12 protein-coding genes and 1 pseudogene are annotated in these 15,988 nt (G+C 67.7%); 7 read left to right on the top strand and 6 right to left on the bottom strand.

The window, feature by feature from the left end:
• Positions 1–4: 4 nt before the first annotated feature.
• Both ACVOK1_RS05550 and ACVOK1_RS05545 read right to left on the bottom strand, forming a co-directional pair.
• Positions 5–1,504, bottom strand: a complete 1,500-nt coding sequence (locus ACVOK1_RS05550) for a peptide MFS transporter (protein ID WP_108770266.1) — start codon at positions 1,502–1,504, stop codon at positions 5–7.
• 180 nt (positions 1,505–1,684) lie between these two features.
• Positions 1,685–2,560 (bottom strand): tryptophan 2,3-dioxygenase, encoded by an 876-nt coding sequence (locus ACVOK1_RS05545; RefSeq protein ID WP_481561375.1) that lies wholly within the window; start codon positions 2,558–2,560, stop codon positions 1,685–1,687.
• Positions 2,561–2,884: 324 nt separating this feature from the next.
• On the opposite strand from ACVOK1_RS05545, the gene pdhA reads away from it, so the two are divergent.
• The 4 genes from pdhA to ACVOK1_RS05525 are packed head-to-tail and all read left to right on the top strand — an operon-like array spanning position 2,885 to position 6,770.
• On the top strand, positions 2,885–3,967 hold the full coding sequence (gene pdhA, locus ACVOK1_RS05540) for a pyruvate dehydrogenase (acetyl-transferring) E1 component subunit alpha (protein WP_108770268.1): 1,083 nt from the start codon (positions 2,885–2,887) through the stop codon (positions 3,965–3,967).
• Positions 3,960–5,027, top strand: a complete 1,068-nt coding sequence (locus ACVOK1_RS05535; protein WP_079223931.1) for an alpha-ketoacid dehydrogenase subunit beta — start codon at positions 3,960–3,962, stop codon at positions 5,025–5,027. The genes pdhA and ACVOK1_RS05535 overlap by 8 nt, the downstream gene beginning before the upstream one ends.
• A gap of 1 nt (position 5,028) precedes the next feature.
• On the top strand, positions 5,029–5,382 hold the full coding sequence (locus tag ACVOK1_RS05530) for an SH3 domain-containing protein (RefSeq protein WP_079223933.1): 354 nt from the start codon (positions 5,029–5,031) through the stop codon (positions 5,380–5,382).
• Complete coding sequence (locus ACVOK1_RS05525) at positions 5,379–6,770, top strand: dihydrolipoamide acetyltransferase family protein (RefSeq protein ID WP_481561374.1); 1,392 nt, start codon at positions 5,379–5,381, stop codon at positions 6,768–6,770. Before ACVOK1_RS05530 ends, ACVOK1_RS05525 begins: the two co-directional genes overlap by 4 nt.
• 98 nt (positions 6,771–6,868) lie before the next feature.
• Here ACVOK1_RS05525 and ACVOK1_RS05520 read toward each other — a convergent pair whose 3' ends face one another.
• The 3 genes from ACVOK1_RS05520 to ACVOK1_RS05510 all read right to left on the bottom strand — a co-directional run bounded on the left by ACVOK1_RS05520 (position 6,869) and on the right by ACVOK1_RS05510 (position 8,821).
• Positions 6,869–7,255, bottom strand: a complete 387-nt coding sequence (locus tag ACVOK1_RS05520) for a VOC family protein (protein WP_481561373.1) — start codon at positions 7,253–7,255, stop codon at positions 6,869–6,871.
• A gap of 223 nt (positions 7,256–7,478) precedes the next feature.
• Complete coding sequence (locus ACVOK1_RS05515; protein ID WP_481561372.1) at positions 7,479–8,186, bottom strand: helix-turn-helix transcriptional regulator; 708 nt, start codon at positions 8,184–8,186, stop codon at positions 7,479–7,481.
• Positions 8,186–8,821, bottom strand: coding sequence for a Rossmann-fold NAD(P)-binding domain-containing protein (locus ACVOK1_RS05510; RefSeq protein ID WP_200752863.1), 636 nt, complete (start codon positions 8,819–8,821; stop codon positions 8,186–8,188). Before ACVOK1_RS05510 ends, ACVOK1_RS05515 begins: the two co-directional genes overlap by 1 nt.
• Before the next feature lie 106 nt (positions 8,822–8,927).
• Here ACVOK1_RS05510 and ACVOK1_RS05505 point away from each other — a divergent pair, with 106 nt between their 5' ends.
• Entirely contained in the window at positions 8,928–10,466 is a 1,539-nt protein-coding gene (locus ACVOK1_RS05505; protein ID WP_313144560.1) for a GGDEF domain-containing protein, read from the top strand.
• 69 nt (positions 10,467–10,535) lie between these two features.
• Here the strand turns inward: ACVOK1_RS05505 and ACVOK1_RS05500 are convergent, their stop codons facing one another.
• A complete protein-coding gene (locus ACVOK1_RS05500) occupies positions 10,536–11,462 on the bottom strand; it encodes a DUF808 domain-containing protein (protein WP_481561370.1) in 927 nt (308 codons plus the stop codon).
• Between the two features lie 316 nt (positions 11,463–11,778).
• Between ACVOK1_RS05500 and ACVOK1_RS05495 the strand changes: the two are divergent.
• A pseudogene (locus ACVOK1_RS05495) lies at positions 11,779–13,425 on the top strand (ABC1 kinase family protein); the annotation flags it as partial.
• A 232-nt stretch (positions 13,426–13,657) separates the two neighbouring features.
• On the top strand, positions 13,658–15,763 hold the full coding sequence (locus ACVOK1_RS05490; protein ID WP_481561368.1) for a phosphoglycerol transferase I: 2,106 nt from the start codon (positions 13,658–13,660) through the stop codon (positions 15,761–15,763).
• Positions 15,764–15,988 lie beyond the last annotated feature (225 nt).

The following is a 15,988-nucleotide window of genomic DNA, read 5'->3' as shown; positions in this document are numbered from 1 at the left end:
GTGTTTACTTGACGCCGTGCATCAGCTTGTTGATCAGCGGGGCGATCAGGAACAGCACCACGCCGGAGCCGATCAGGGCCCAGAACCCGAAGGTATACCCCTTCAGCGCCGATTCGATCGTCATGCCGCCTTCACCGGACACCGCGCCGGCGAAGATGCCCGACAGGTTGTTGCCGATGCCGGTGGACAGGAACCAGCCACCCATGCCGAAGCCGACCAGGCGCACCGGGGCCAGCTTGGTCACCATCGACAGGCCGATCGGCGACAGGCACAGCTCACCCACCGACTGGATGACGTAGACCATGAACAGGGTCCAGAACGGAATCTTGCCGTCCACGACCATCTGCGACAGGGCGAACATCAGCAGGGCGAAGGCGGCGCCGTTGAACAGCAGGCCCAGGCCGAACTTGCGCGGGATGGACGGATTGGCGCTGCCCATCTTGACCCAGATCCAGGCAATGATCGGCGCCAGGGCGATGATCGCCACCGAGTTGACCGACTGGAACCACGCGGTCGGGAAGGTCCATTCGCCCATCTGGCGGTTGACGATGTTCTCGGCCAGGAAGGTGAAGGAGCTGCCGGCCTGTTCGAAGAACATCCAGAACATGACGTTGAAGGCGAAGATGATCAGCATGGCGATCACGCGGTCGCGCTGCACCTTGCCTTCGCGGATGCCTTCAACCAGCAGCAGGATGGCCAGGGCGGTGAACATCGCGCCCAGAATCCAGGCCAGCGCGGCGGCGCCGGTGGCCAGCAGGAAGTACGACACCGGAATGGCGACGACCGCACCGACCAGCACCTTGATGATCGGGCCGATGCCTTCGGCACCCACCGGCGGTGCACCAATGCCCTTCAGGCCGGCGCGACCGATGTAGAACCACACCAGCGAGATCAGCATGCCCACGCCCGAGGCGATGAACACGACCTTGTAGGACGGCATCGCATCGGTACCGAAGACCTTGCGGGCCAGGTACTCGGTCAGCACCGGGGCGATCATCGCGCCGATGTTGATGCCCATGTAGAAGATGGTGAAGCCCGAGTCGCGGCGCTCATCCTTCAGGCCGTACAGCTTGCCGACCATGGTGGAGATGTTCGGCTTGAACAGACCGTTGCCGACGATGATCGTGGCCAGGCCGAGCTTGAAGATGTGCTCCTGCGGCAGCGAGATCATGAACAGGCCGGCGGCCATGATGATCGCGCCGGTCAGGATCGATCGCTGGTAACCGAGCACCCGGTCGGCCACGTAGCCACCGAAGATCGCCGCGGCGTACACCAGGGCCAGGTAGGCACCGTAGATGCGGCTGGCGTCGCCTTCACCGGCAGCGCTGCCGTTGTAGAACTGGGCGACGATGTACAGCACCAAGGCCCAGCGGATGCCGTAGAACGCAAAGCGCTCCCAGAACTCGGTCATGAACAGCATCCACAGCGGGCGCGGGTGGCCCATCGTGGTCTTGAAGTCCGGCAGCGCCGGCTCTGGGGTGTTCGCAGTGGCGTTTAGGCTCATGCGGATTTCCTGGTTCGGTGGATGGACGGCACATCCGATGTGCGCTGGAGAAACGCGCGAGGATCACCGACTTCTGGCGTTCACGTCAAATACACGCCGTTTGAGGCAGGTCACGGCCTGCTCGCTGAACTTGCATCTGAAACGATCCAGCCCGTCGTCGGCGGCCTTGCTGAATGGGGCTCAGGCCAAGTCGGCCGGCGGCGCGACCTGCAGGCTGGTGCGCACCTGGAACAGCTCGGGGAAGAAGGTCAACTCCAGTGCCTGTCGCAGGAAGCCCACCCCGGACGAACCGCCGGTGCCGCGCTTGAAGCCGATCACCCGCATCACGGTGCGCATGTGGCGGAAGCGCCACAGCTGGAAGGCGGTTTCCAGGTCCACCAGGTCCTCGCACAGCGAGTACTCGCGCCAGTAGCGGTCGGTGTCCTGGTAGATGCGGGCGAACACCGGCTGCAGGCTGTCATCGGACACGTGCGGCTGGGTCCAGTCGCGGTCGCGGTAGAGGTCGGGGATATCGTGGCCGAAGCGCGCCAGGTACTTCAGGAATTCCTCGTACAGGCTCGGCGCTTCCAGCACGGTGCGCAGCTGCGCCTCGCCGTCCACGTCGTGCTCGAACACCTGCAGCATCTGCGCGTTCTTGTTGCCCAGCAGGAACTCGATGTAGCGGTACTGCAGCGACTGGAAGCCCGAGGACGGACCCAGCACGTCGCGGAAGCCCATGTACTCGGACGGGGTCAGCGTTTCCAGCACCGACCACTGCTCGGTCAGCTGGCGCAGGACCTGCTTGCTGCGCGCCAGCACCTTGCGGCACTGCCAGACTTCGTCACGCTGCAGGAAGCCGATCGCCGCACGCAGCTCGTGGCCCAGCAGCTTCAGCCACAGCTCCGAGGTCTGGTGCTGGATGATGAAGAGCATCTCGTCGTGGTGCGGCGGGCTGGACAGCGGCTGCTGCGCGGCCAGCAGCTGGTCCAGGCGCAGGTAGCCGCCGTAGGTCAGGCGCCCCTGCAGGTCGGTGTGGATGCCGGCTTCGAGATCGCGTTGGTTGTTGTCGACGGACATGGGCGGGACCAGATCAGGGGCGGCAAGGGTAGCGCGTTGCCTGCCGTGCGGGCAGCCGGACGACCGTACCGGGGCGTGCGGTGGGCCTGTGGAACCGCCGTTGCGCGTGGAACCGTTTGCGGCGTTGCGCCGACAGTCAGCCAAAGGCGTATTCTGATGCTTTGCAGCAACGACTGAATACGTTGTTGTTATTGGCCCCCGAGCCGTCGCCAGGGGTACAAAGGGGAATCCCCGTGTTGCGCCGCAGGAAGGCTATTTCGTACGCAATCCTTAACATGGCGATTCATATCATTTGTAACTTCTCTGTCGAAGGTGCAGTACGCAATGACGGTTGCCGCTGAGTTCAAGATCGAATACCTGCAGTACCTGGACGCGGACGGCAAGCTCGTCCGTGACGACCTGCCCGCATCCCTGAAGGATCCGGCCGTCCTGGTGCCGCTGTTCAAGCAGATGCTGTACGTACGCACGTTCGACAGCAAATCCATCGCGCTGCAGCGCACCGGCAAGCTCGGCACCTACGCCGCCTGCCTGGGCCACGAAGCCGCACACGTCGGCATCGGCGCAGCGATGAAGGCCGGCGACGTGTTCGCGCCCAGCTACCGCGAATACGGTGCCATGTTCATGCGTGGCGTGCGCCCGTACGACGTGCTGATGTACTGGGGCGGCGACGAGCGCGGCAACGACTACACCGGCAACGCGGTGAAGGACTTCCCGTTCTGCGTGCCGATCTCCACCCAGTGCCTGCACGCTGCCGGCGCTGCGCTGAAGTTCAAGCTCAACAACGAACCGCAGATCGCGGTGGCGGTGTGCGGCGATGGCGGCAGCTCGAAGACCGACTTCTATGCCGCGCTCAACTCGGCCGGTGCCTACAAGCTCCCGCTGATCCTGTGCATCGTCAACAACGGCTGGGCGATCTCGGTGCCGCGTTCGGCCCAGACTGGTGCCGAAACCCTGGCCCAGAAGGGCCTGGCCGGCGGCCTGCACTGCCTGCAGGTGGACGGCAACGACCTGATCGCCGTGCTGGCCGCGATGGAACAGGCCCGCGAACGCGGTCTGGCCGGCGAAGGCGGCACCGTGCTGGAACTGCTGACCTACCGCCTGTCCGACCACACCACCGCCGATGACGCGCGCCGTTACCGCGACGACGCCGAGGTGAAGGACGCCTGGACCCGTGAGCCGATGCTGCGCCTGCGCAAGTACCTCATCGCCAACGGCGTGTGGAGCGACGACGAAGAAAAGACCTGGGTCGAGCAGTGCGCGGCCAAGGTGGACGAGGAAGTGAACCAGTACCTCAACACCCCGGTGCAGCCGGTCGAGGCGATGTTCGACTACCTGTATGCCGATCCGCCGGCGGACCTGCTGGCCCAGCGCGCGGCCGCCATTGCCCTGGAGCAGCGCCATGGATGACATCAAGACGGGCGCATCCGCTTCCCAGGCCAATGCCGCCGACAGCGCCGCTGTCGCCGGTGGAGATATCGCAATGACCGCTACCCCCATCACCCTGATCGAAGCCATCACCCAGGCCCTGGCCTGGGAGCTGGAACACGACCCGTCGGTGCTGGTGCTGGGCGAGGACGTGGGCGTCAACGGCGGCGTGTTCCGCGCCACCGCCGGCCTGCAGCAGCGCTTCGGTTCGCAGCGCATCCTCGACACCCCGCTGGATGAAACCACCATTGCCGGCCTCACCGTCGGCCTGGCCGCGCAGGGCATGAAGCCGGTGGCCGAAGCCCAGTTCGACGGCTTCGTCTACCCGATGGTCGACCACATCATCTGCCACGCCGCGCGCCTGCGTACCCGTACCCGTGGCCGCCTGCACTGCCCGATGGTGCTGCGCGTGCCGTGGGGTGGTGGCATCCGCGCGCCGGAACACCACAGCGAAGCCAACGAATCGATCTTCACCAACGTGCCGGGCCTGCGCGTGGTGCTGCCGTCCAGCCCGCAGCGTGCCTACGGCCTGCTGCTGGCCGCCATGCGTGATCCCGACCCGGTGATCTACATGGAGCCCAAGCGCATCTACCGCCAGTACAAGGAAGTGGTCGTCAACGACGGCGAAGCCTTGCCGCTGGACGTGTGCTTCGTGCTGCGCGACGGCACCGACGTGACCCTGGTGGCCTGGGGCGCACAGGTGAAGGAAGCGCTGGAAGCGGCCGACAAGCTGGCCGGCGAAGGCATCAGTGCCGAAGTCATCGACGTGGCCACGCTGCGTCCGCTGGACTTCGCCACCATCGCCGAATCGGTGGCCAAGACCGGCCGCTGCGTGGTCGTGCAGGAAGCCCCGAAGACCGCGGGTTTCGGTGCCGAGATCGCCGCGCGCCTGGCCGAGGAATCCCTGTACGACCTGCTGGCCCCGGTCGAGCGCGTTACCGGCTACGACACCCACATTCCGCTGTTCCGCCTGGAAATGAAGTACCTGCCCAGCGTGGACCGGATCGTGACCGCGGCCAAGCGCGCGGTGGCGGCAGGCTGACATGCGGGCACGGCTCCTTGGGGCTTACCGCAGCCAGTATTCCAATCCACTCCGGTTCCGCACCGGCCAGATCGTCGAAGTCGGTGTACGTGACGAGGAATGGCCGGCGTTTGCCTGGGTACGCACCAACGATGGGCGCGCTGGATGGGCGCCCGTCGCCTGGCTGCAGCTGCTGGACGATGGTCGCGCCGAAGCCCTGCGCGACTACGACGCCCGCGAGCTGGATGTGGAAAACGGCGAGATGGTGAAGCTGCATCACGAACATGGTGGGTGGTGGTGGTCCGAGCGCGCGAATGGCGCGACGGGCTGGCTGCCGGCCCGCGAACTGGAACTGCTGGAAGAGAACTGCACATGAGCCAGACCAAGAATTTCAACCTGCCCGACCTGGGTGAAGGCCTGCCGGACGCGACCATCGTCGAGTGGTTCGTCAAGGAAGGCGACGTGATCAAGCTGGACGCGCCGCTGGTGTCGATGGAGACCGCCAAGGCCGTGGTGGAAGTGCCCTCGCCGGTGTCCGGCACGGTGCTGAAGCTGTCCGGCGCCGCCGGCGACATCATCCCGACCGGTGCCGTGCTGGCCACCTTCGAGATCGACCCGAACCTGCCGCAGCGCGCCGATGGCCAGGACACCGGCCACAGCCACGGGCACGCCCCGGCGGCCCCGGCGGCACCGAACCCGCCGCCGCTGCCGGCCGCTGCCGCCCCGGTGGCCGCCGCTGCCGAAGAAAAGGCCGAGCGCGATGACGCCGGCACCGTGGTCGGCGCGATGCAGAGCTCCAATGCCGTGCACACCGAACAGGCGCTGGCCGTCGGTGGCGTCAAGGCCGTGCCGGCCGTGCGTGCCACCGCGCGCAAGCTGGGCGTGGACCTGGCCCGCGTGCGTGCCACCGGCGCCGATGGCGCGGTGACCATGGCCGACGTCAAGCAGGCTGCGGCCGACGGCAGCGCCAAGCTGGGCGTTGCGCCGGCCCCGGTGGCTGCCGCTGCTGCTGCCTATGCCGCGCCGGCCCCGGCCCACGTGGCCGCCCCGGTGCAGAGCGAAGCCCGCACCCCGCTGTCCGCCGCCGGCAAGCCGATGCGCACCCAGCCGCCGGGCGTGGTCGCCAAGGGCCAGCCGGAACCGCTGAAGGGCGTGCGCCGCAACATGGCACGCGTGATGGCCGACGCGCACAGCAAGGTCGTGCCGACCACGCTGAACGACGACGCCGACATCCACGCCTGGCTGCCGGGCAACGACGTCACCGCCCGCCTGGTGCGTGCGATCGTGGTTGCCGCGCAGAAGGTGCCGGCGATGAACGCCTGGTTCGACGGTGAAGCGCTGACCCGCACCCTGCACGCGCAGGTGGACATCGGCATCGCCGTGGACACCGACGACGGCCTGTTCGTGCCGGCGTTGCGCAATGCCGACATGCTCGATGCCCGTGGCATCCGCGAAGGCGTCAACCGCCTGCGTGAGCAGGTGGAAGCACGCTCGATCGCCGCCTCGGAACTGAGCGGCTACACCATCTCGCTGTCCAACTTCGGCATGTTCGCCGGCCGCTACGCGACCCCGGTCGTGGTGCCGCCGTGCGTGGCCATCATCGGTGCCGGCCGTGCCCGCCACCAGATGACCCCGGTGATGGGCGGCGTGGAAGCGCACAAGGTCATCCCGCTGTCGGTGACCTTCGATCACCGCGCCGCCACCGGCGGTGAAGCGGCCCGCTTCCTGCGCGCGATGATGGATGATCTGGCGCTGGCCAGCTGATCCACTGACTGATCGGTGGGTGCCAACCCTTGGTTGGCACATGAGCTGAAAAAACGCTGGGCATTGCCCGGCGTTTTTTTGTGCCCGCGCTGTGGCGGTCAATCGCGCGCGACCATGCCCTCGGCACGGCTGTAGACACGCAAGCGATGGCCATCAGGATCGACACCGACGAAGGTGTGGCCGAATTCCAGGGTCACCGGTGCCTGCGTGATCTGCACGCCAAGCGCGCGCCAGGCGTCATGCAGCTGCTGCACTTCAGCCGGGTTGGCGGCCACCATCGCCAGCTCGGCGGCGCCGGCTTCGGCGGTGACCTGTGGCAGCACGCCGTCGCGCTGCCACAGGCCCAGGGCCGCGCCATCGCCGAGCAGGAACAGGGCGAAGCCGGGCGTCTGCTCGACCGGCGGCGTGCCAAGGATGCCGCTGTAGAACGTGGCACTGGCCGCGACATCGCGCACGTACTGCAGCAGGGTGCTGGGCTTGAACATGGGGAACCTCCGTTGTTGGGAGCGCCCATGGTGGTGCGGGCCTGCTGACAGATCCTGTCAGCAGCGTTGACGGCGCTGGCCTGCGCTTCTGCCCTGGTAGAGTCGACTGTCAGTCGACTGCTCCTGCGTGAAAATCCCGCGCTTCGCGCGATAGTCGACTAGCAGTCGACTCTACCCCCGGCGTTTCGTACGCCGCCGGTTCCGGGCAGCGCGCTCTTGCGGCTCACGCCCGATCCAGCCAATCCGGGGCGATGCCCTGCGCTTTCTGCCAGCGGCGCAGCAAGGTGCCGCGTGGCTCGCGGTAGCGATCTTCCAGCGTGCGCACCTGCCGGATGCGATCCAGGCGGAAATGGCGGAAATCCTCGCGGCCCTCGCACCATGCCGCCAGCACCACCACCTCATCGAAGTAGCCCAGCGCGAACGGCCAGACCACGCGCTCGCTGCGCTGCCCCTGCGCATCCTCGTAGGCAAACTGCAGCCGCTGCTGCGCGCCCACGGCTTCGCGCACCGCCTGCATCCGCGCCGCCGGCACCGTCGCTCCGGCCTTCGAGGGACCGATGCGCAGGCCGCTGTCGCGCAGCGCTTCACGGCGTGCGGCGGGCAGTACATGGGCGATGCGTGCCAGGGCATCTCGGGCGGCGTCGGCCAGCGCCGGCTCGGTGCGCGCGGCCACCCAGCGCAGGCCCAGTACCAGCGCATCGATCTCGGCCGGCGGCAGGGTCATCGGTGGCAGCACGTCGCCGGGTATCAACTGGTAACCCACGCCGGCCTCGCCGCGCAGGTCGGCACCCTGCGCGCGCAGGGTCTCGATATCGCGGTACAGCGTGCGCAGGCTGATGCCCAGCGCTTCGGCCAGGGCCTGCCCGGCCACCGGCCGGCGGTGCCGGCGCAGCAGCTGCAGCAGCTGGGTCAGGCGCAGCGCACGCGACATCAGCCTGCCAGCGCGCTGGACGCCACCACGTGCTCGCCCGGCGGCGGGGCCAGTGCGGCATCCACCAGCGCCCTGGCAATGCGGTTGGCCGGATTGATCCGCCAGGCCCGCGGCAGCACCGGCCCGAGCACGCCCAGCACCTGCAGGGCGAAGTGCTCGCCGCGACGCACCTGCTGCCGCTGGCCCCCGATCAGGCCCGGCCGCACCAGGGTGAGCGAGGCGAAGCCCAGTGCGCGCAGGTCGCGCTCCAGCTCGCCTTTCACCCGGTTGTAGAAGATGGCCGAGCCCGCGTTGGCGCCGGCCGCGGAGTTCAGCACGAAGGCGCGCGCACCCTGGGTACGGGCCAGGCGGGCGAAGGCCAGCGGGTAATCGTGGTCGATGCGGTGGAAAGCCTCGCGGCTGCCCGCCTGGGCCATGGTGCTGCCCAGCGCGCAGATCACCGCATCCACCTGCGCCCAGTCCGGTGCATCGGGCAGGGCGTCGAACTGCAGCACCGGGGCATGCAGTTTCGGATGGCTCAGGCCCAGCGGGCGCCGGGTCGGGGCCACCACCGCGCGGCACAGCGGGTCATCCAGCAGCATCGGCAGGGCCAGCCCGCCGACCAGGCCGGTCGCCCCCAGCAACATCACGCGCATACCCACCTCCCCTACGGCATCCTGTCGTCCATCGTAGCCGTTCAAGCCGTCGGCGGCCGCGCCGATATGCTGTCACCAGTCCCTGCCAGCCCCAGGATTTTTTGCCATGACGGACCAGCCCGACCACCGCCCTGCCCCCGGTACCGCCCTGGGACCGCCGGCGCACGTGCGTGCGGTGTCCGACGATGGCCGCGGTGACCGGGTGGTCCTGCAGGGCGGCACGGCGGTGGCGCTGCAGCAGCTGTTCGCCGGCGCCGATGCGCCCGAGCCGCTGCTGGCCGCCTTCGCCAATGGCATGGCCACCCTGCCCGGCGAGCTGGGCGACATGGGGGACCGCCTGCAGTCGGCCCAGGCCAGCGCCGACTGGCCGCGCTACGGCCGGGCGATGCGGCAGCTGATCGACAAGTACATCCGCACCATCGAGCAGCACTCGCCCGATGGCCAGCCCGACAGCCTGCGCCTGTCCGAACAGCTGCGCCTGCTGCTGGGCGGCGCGGTGGTGTCGCTGCTGCTGCACGACCCGGACCTGCGCGAGCAGGCCCAGGCGCTGGCCGGCAAGCTGCGGCAGTGGCAGCCCGGCGCACCGCTGGAGCCCATCGAACAGGGCGTGCGCGAGCTGGGCCACCAGGTGGGCGTGCGCGCGGAAAGCTGGCAGGAACAGCAGGCCCTGCTGCTGGAGCTGTTTGCGCTGCTGCTGGAGAACGTCAGCGAGCTGCTGGATGACCGCAGCTGGCTGCAGGGCCAGATCGCCGCGGTACGCCAGCTGCTGGCTGGCCCGCTGGAAGCGGAGTCGGTCGAGCGCACGCGCGCCGAGCTGCGCGAGGTGATCTACAAGCAGGGGCTGCTGCGCCAGGGCATCGATGATTCCAAGGCGGCGATGCGCGGCCTGATGGGCGAGTTCATCGAACGCATGGACGGCATGGCCGCCAGCACCGGGGAATACCACGACCGCATCGGCACCTATGCCCTGCAGCTGCGCGAGGCACGCAGCATCGCCGACCTCAACCAGCTGCTGCAGGAAGTGATGCATGACACCGGCAAGGTGCAGCAGCAGGCCGCACAGGCGCGCGACCACCTGGCCAGTGCGCGGCAGGAAGTGGAACGCGCCGAGCGGCGCATCAGCGAACTGGAACAGGAACTGCGCGAGGCCGGCGACCTGGCCCGCATCGATCCGCTGACCCAGGCCCTCAATCGCCGTGGCCTGGACGAGATGCTGCAGCGGGAAATGGCCCGTGCGGCGCGCAACAACACGCCGCTGGGCCTGGCGGTGATCGACCTGGATGACTTTCACCAGACCAACGATGCCCACGGCCACGCCGGTGGCGATGCGCTGCTGCAGCACCTGGTGTCGACCTGCCGGCTGCTGCTGCGCGCCACCGATGGCGTCGCCCGCCTCGGCGGTGATGAATTCGTGCTGCTGCTGCCGGAAACCCCGGGTGCCGACAGCATGGCCACCGTGCAACGCCTGCAGCGTTCACTGGCCCATCGCGTGCTGACCGTGCAGGACAAGCGCGTACCAGTGCACTTCAGCGCCGGCCTGGCGCAATGGCAGCCCGGCGATGATGCCGAGGCCCTGCTGCGACGCGCCGATGAGGCGCTGTACGTGGCCAAGCGCCAGGGCAAGAACCGGGTGCAGGCGGGGTAATCCGCCCTGGTGGCATGGCCCGGCGGCGGCGGTTGGTGGGTGCCGACCGTTGGTCGGCACGCCCTTCGCTTACTTCCCGCGCAGCTTCTGGATGCCGGTCACCGCGGCCAGCACGATCGCGCCGGCAACGATGCCGACCACCATGTTCGCTGCGGCACTGATCAGCCAGCCCCACTGCCCTTCGCCACCAAAGCCCTGCACGGCGTGATGCAGCGTCGGTACGTTGTGCACGAGGATGCCGCCACCCACCAGGAACATGGCGATGGTGCCGGCCACCGACAGGAACTTCATCAGCCACGGCGCGGACACCACCAGGCCACGACCAAACGCAGCCACCGCCCCGCCCTTGCGCGACAGGTACAGGCCCACGTCATCCAGCTTCACGATGCCGGCCACCAGCCCGTAGACGAACACCGTCATCGCCAAGGCCACCACGGCCAGCGTCACCAGCTGCTGGGTGAAGGCCGCGGTGGCGACCACGCCCAGGGTCAGCACGATGATCTCGGCCGACAGGATGAAGTCGGTGCGGATGGCACCCTTCACCTTGTCCTTCTCCCACGCCACCATGTCCACCTGCGCATCGGCCAGCGCCTTGCGCCGCTCGGCCTGGTGTTCGGCGTCCTCATCGGCCGAATGCAGGAAGCGGTGCGCCAGCTTCTCCACGCCTTCAAAGCACAGGAAGGCGCCGCCGATCATCATCAGCGGCACGATCAGCGGCACGTTCCAGCCGCGGCTGTGCAGCCAGGCTTCCAGCGCGCTGATCGCCAGCGCCGCCGGCACCAGGATCACCTTGTTCAGCAGCGAGCCCTTGGCCACCGCCCACACCACCGGCAGTTCGCGGTTCGCGTTGACCCCGGTCACTTGCTGCGCGTTCAGCGCCAGGTCGTCGCCCAGGACGCCGGCGGTCTTCTTCGCGGCCACCTTGGTGAGGATCGAGACGTCGTCGAGCAGGGTGGCGATATCGTCGAGCAGGGCAAACAGGCTGGCACCGGCCATGATGGATCCAAAGAGGGGTTGGACGGATTCTGACTGATCCGGTGCCTGCTGCGGAAGCGGGTTCACTGCGTGCCTACCGCCCCCCGGCCACACTGCAGGGCCCCGGTAGTGGGGGGGGGGGGGGGCGGCGCGCCCCCCCCCCGCGCCGGGGGGGCCCGCCCCCCGCCCCCCCCCCCCGGGGCGCGCGCCCGCGCGCCGGCCCCCCCCCCCCCCGCGGGCCCCCCCCCGCCCCCCCGCCACTACCCCTGTCTTGCCTGCATGGGAGTTCCGCTTGAGCAATCCGTCCACCGCCACGGCCAATCCCACACTGGTCAAGGGCATGAACCGGCGCAGCCAGATCCTGCGCCTGCTGATGCGCTACCGCCATTCGGGCGTTTTTTCCGGGATGAACCTGGATGCGGCCGGCAGCAACGGCGACGTGCCCGCCGACGGCAACCCGGAGCAGTTCGTCAGCGACCTGGAAGCGCTGGGGCCGACCTTCGTCAAGCTCGGACAGATGCTGTCCACGCGCCCGGACATGGTGCCGCCGGAATTTGCCACCGCGCTGGAACGCATGCAGGAGAACGTGGCGCCGATTCCGGTCGAGCGCATCCACGCCATCGTCGAGCAGGAACTCGGTGCCGGGGTGAACAAGCTGTTCGCCTCGTTCGATCCCGAGCCGCTGGGCTGCGCGTCGATCGCCCAGGTGCACCGTGCGGTCCTGCATGACGGCCGCCAGGTGGCGGTGAAGGTGCAGAAGCCGGAAGTGGCCGCGCAGCTGCGTTCGGACCTGGAAGCGCTGCGCAGCTTCGCGCTGGCCGCCGACCACCTGACCCAGGTCGGCCGCCGCGTGCGCCTGCGTGACTGGCTCAACGAGTTCGCCAAGACCCTGATGCAGGAGCTGGACTACCACGCCGAGGCCGAGAATCTTGCGCGTTTCGGCCGCCACCTCAAGCCGTTCCGCCGCCTGTGGGTGCCGCAGCCGCTGTGGGACTACTGCAGCCAGCGCGTGCTGACGATGGAACTGGCCACCGGCGTGCGCGTGGATGCGATTCCCGAAGTGCGCCGCACCGAGCAGGCGATGGATCCGTTGGCCGCCGCGCTGATCCGTGGCTACCTGGACCAGATCTTCGTGCATGGCGAGATCCATGCCGATCCACACCCGGGCAACCTGCGGGTGACGCCCGATGGCCGCCTGGCGATCTTCGACCTGGGCATGGTCGCGCACATGCCGCCGCGCCTGCGCGAGCGCCTGCTGAAGATCCTGTTTGCCGCCGTCGATGGCCGCGGCGAGGAAGTGGCCGACGACCTGATCAGCATCAGCACGCGGCTGGAAGCCTTTGACGAGGAGCGCTACCTGCGCGAGACCGGCCAGCTGATCGCGCGCTATGCGGCCAGCGGCAGCTTCTCCGAAGGCCGCGTGGTGCTGGACATGGTGCGCATCGCCACCGCGTCCGGCCTGCGCACGCCGCCGGAACTGAGCCTGGTCGGCAAGGCCCTGCTGAACCTGGAAACGGTGTGCCGCCTGCTGGCACCGGATCTGGACACGCGCCGCATAGTCGAGCGCCAGCTGCAGCACGTGATGCGCGCACGCCTGAAGAAATCGCTGTCGGCGGCCAACCTCGCCAGTGAGGCGATGGAACTGCAGCAGCTGCTGCGCGATGGGCCGCGCAAGCTGACCGACATCATGGCGTTGCTGGCCGAGAACCGCCTGCAGATGAAGGTGACCGGCCTGGAAGAATCGCGGCTGATGGAAAACCTGCAGAAGATCGCCAATCGCGTCGCGGCCGGCATCATCAGTGCCGCACTGATCATGGCTGCCTCGCTGATGATGAAGGTGGAGACCGGCTGGCACATCTTCGGCTATCCGGCCATCGCGCTGTTCCTGATGCTGATCGGTGTGGTGCTCGGACTGGGGATCGTGACCAGTGCATTGCTGTTCGATCGGCGTGCACGTGCGCGCGAGGAACGCGGGCATCGTTGAAGAAGCGGGAAATCGCGCCGTTTTTTAATGAAATCGCGTAGCGGCTTTCACGCTGGTTTTACTTGAACCGCGCGATTTCACCTCATGTAACAAACAAACATTTCAGTCAGGTTCGTGCATGCACTATCGGGTCATCAGCCTGTCATGCACGTGTGCTTGAGGCAGCGCTGGTCGGATGGACACGCGTCGGTACGACGTCCATCACCACCTCCCGTCACTGCCGAAGCCGCTTATGCTCTGGATCCTGCTGCTGTCGCTGTTGTTGTTGGCCTGGTTGTTCCTCGCCTCCGATAAGTGGGTGTGGTGGAAGGCGAGCACGTTCTCGCTGCTGCTGCTCCTGCTCAGCACGTGGTGGTTGATCGACAAGCTGTCCGGCGATGGCCTGAATGCCGCAACGCTCTACCACCTGGGCGCCGACATGGAAGGCGCCGGCATCGCGGACTTCAAGGGCTATATCGCCGGCTACATCGCGCTTGTCCTGGTGTCGCTGCTGCCGCTGTTTGCCACGCGGGTGAAGCGCTGGCGCCGCCCGGGTCGCGGTGGCGCATGGTTCGCCGGCTTCGCGGTGGTGTGGATCACCACGATCATGATCAGCCCGCTGGCACGTGATGGCCAGCGCCTGTACCAGCAGCTGCGCCCGGTCGATTTCGCCCGCATCGCTCCCGAATACCAGGTGCCGACACAGCCGCTGCAGCGCCCGCGCAACATCGTCTGGATCTACGGTGAAAGCCTGGAACGCACTTATCTGGACGACAACGTGTTCCCGGGCCTGATGCCCAACATCAACCGCCTCGCCAGCCAGTCGCTGGACGTGCGCGGGCTGGCCTCGGCCGAGGGCAGCGGCTGGACCATCGCCGGGCTCGTGTCGTCGATGTGCGGCGTGCCGCTGACCACCTCGCAGGGCGATGAGAACAGCATGGACCGCATGGGCAGCTTCCTGCCCAAGGCCGTGTGCCTGGGCGACTACCTGAAGCAGCAGGGCTACACCAACCATTACCTGGGCGGCGCCAGCGGCCGCTTCGCCGGCAAGGGCCAGTTCCTGGCCAGCCACGGTTTCGATGAAGTGCACGACCTGGAGTGGTTCAAGCAGCAGAAGAAGATCGGCCGCGTGCATTATTCGCCGTGGGGCGTGCATGACGACGTGCTGCTGGACACCGCCTACCAGCGTTTCGAACAGCTCTCGCGCAAGGGCGAGCCGTTCATGCTGACGACGCTGACGATGGACACCCACCACCCGGCCGGCCATCTGCCGGTGGCGTGCAAGGGCCAGCGATATGAAAGCAAGTACGGCAACATCAACATGCTCAACGCGCTGAAGTGCAGCGACCGGCTGATCTCGCAGCTGGTGCAGCGCATCCAGGCCAGTCCGTACGGCAAGGACACGCTGATCGTGATCGCTTCGGACCATCTGGCGATGCCCAACGACCTCACCGACATCCTGACCCAGCAGAAGCGCGAGAACCTGCTGCTGTTCCTCGGCGATGGCATTGCCCCGCAGCAGCTGAAGGCCGACGCCGGCACCACGCTGGATTCGGGTGCGACCCTGCTCAGCCTGCTGGACCCGCAGCTGAAGACGATGGGCTTCGGTCGCTCGCTGATCGATACCCAGCGCGCGCCCAGCGCGAGTGTGGCGACCCAGCGCGATGGTGGCCGCGATTATCCGCAGTACCTGGCCTTCGCCCGCTCGCTCTGGTTGGGCGAGCCGACCCGCGAACTGAAGATCGATGGCGATGACCAGGTGGTGGTCGGCCTGCAGCACGTGCAGCCGCCGGTGCTGCTGGAGTACGACAAGGACTGGGGCCTGAAGTCAGTGTATCTGGAGAACACCTCGCGCCAGTTCGACGATGCCGACCCGGACAACACGCTGGCCTATGTGGATCGCTGCACGGCATTCGAGGATGGTTCGGCCGACGGCGACTGGTGCGCGCTGCTCGTGAACCGCGACAACGGCATCAAGCTGTTCCGCGATGACGACCTGCGTGGCGGCATCGCGGTGGATGCACCGCTGGAATCGTTCCAGGGCCCTCGCCCGAGCGTGCGCCAGGCGCACATGATCACCCAGAAGGGCCGCCGCACCCGTGCTGGCCAGTACATGCTGGAACTGGTGGCGAGCCAGCGCCCGGACCGCGGTTTCTGGATCGAGGCAGTGTCGTCGCAGCGCAAGGTGGTGCTGGCCCAGCAGTGGGTGCAGCCGGATGCGGACGGCAAGATCAACGTCTCGTTCGGGTTGGACCACGAGGTGGATGATCTGGAGATCCGGGCGTGGTTGAACCATGCCGAGAAGCTGGCGGTGGATACGTTTGCGCTGGTGCCGTCGCGCGCACGCCCGCGGGGGTAAGGGTTTTTCCTTTGCAGGGCTTGCAGCCCTGCACCTGCTGGTAGTGCCGGCCGCTGGCCGGCAACCTCAAGAGCAAGAGCGGCATTCCGTGGGATGGCGGGGCACTGTGGGTTTGCGGGGACGCCGTAGACCCATCCATGGGAGCTTGGTCGCCGCATCCATGCGGCTCACACCCCGCAAACCCACAGGGCCCCGCCTTCGACAGTTGGCCGGTGGCTGTTGGCA

Source organism: Stenotrophomonas sp. STEN087, from assembly GCF_056759115.1.
This window is presented reverse-complemented; position numbering and strand designations above follow the sequence as displayed.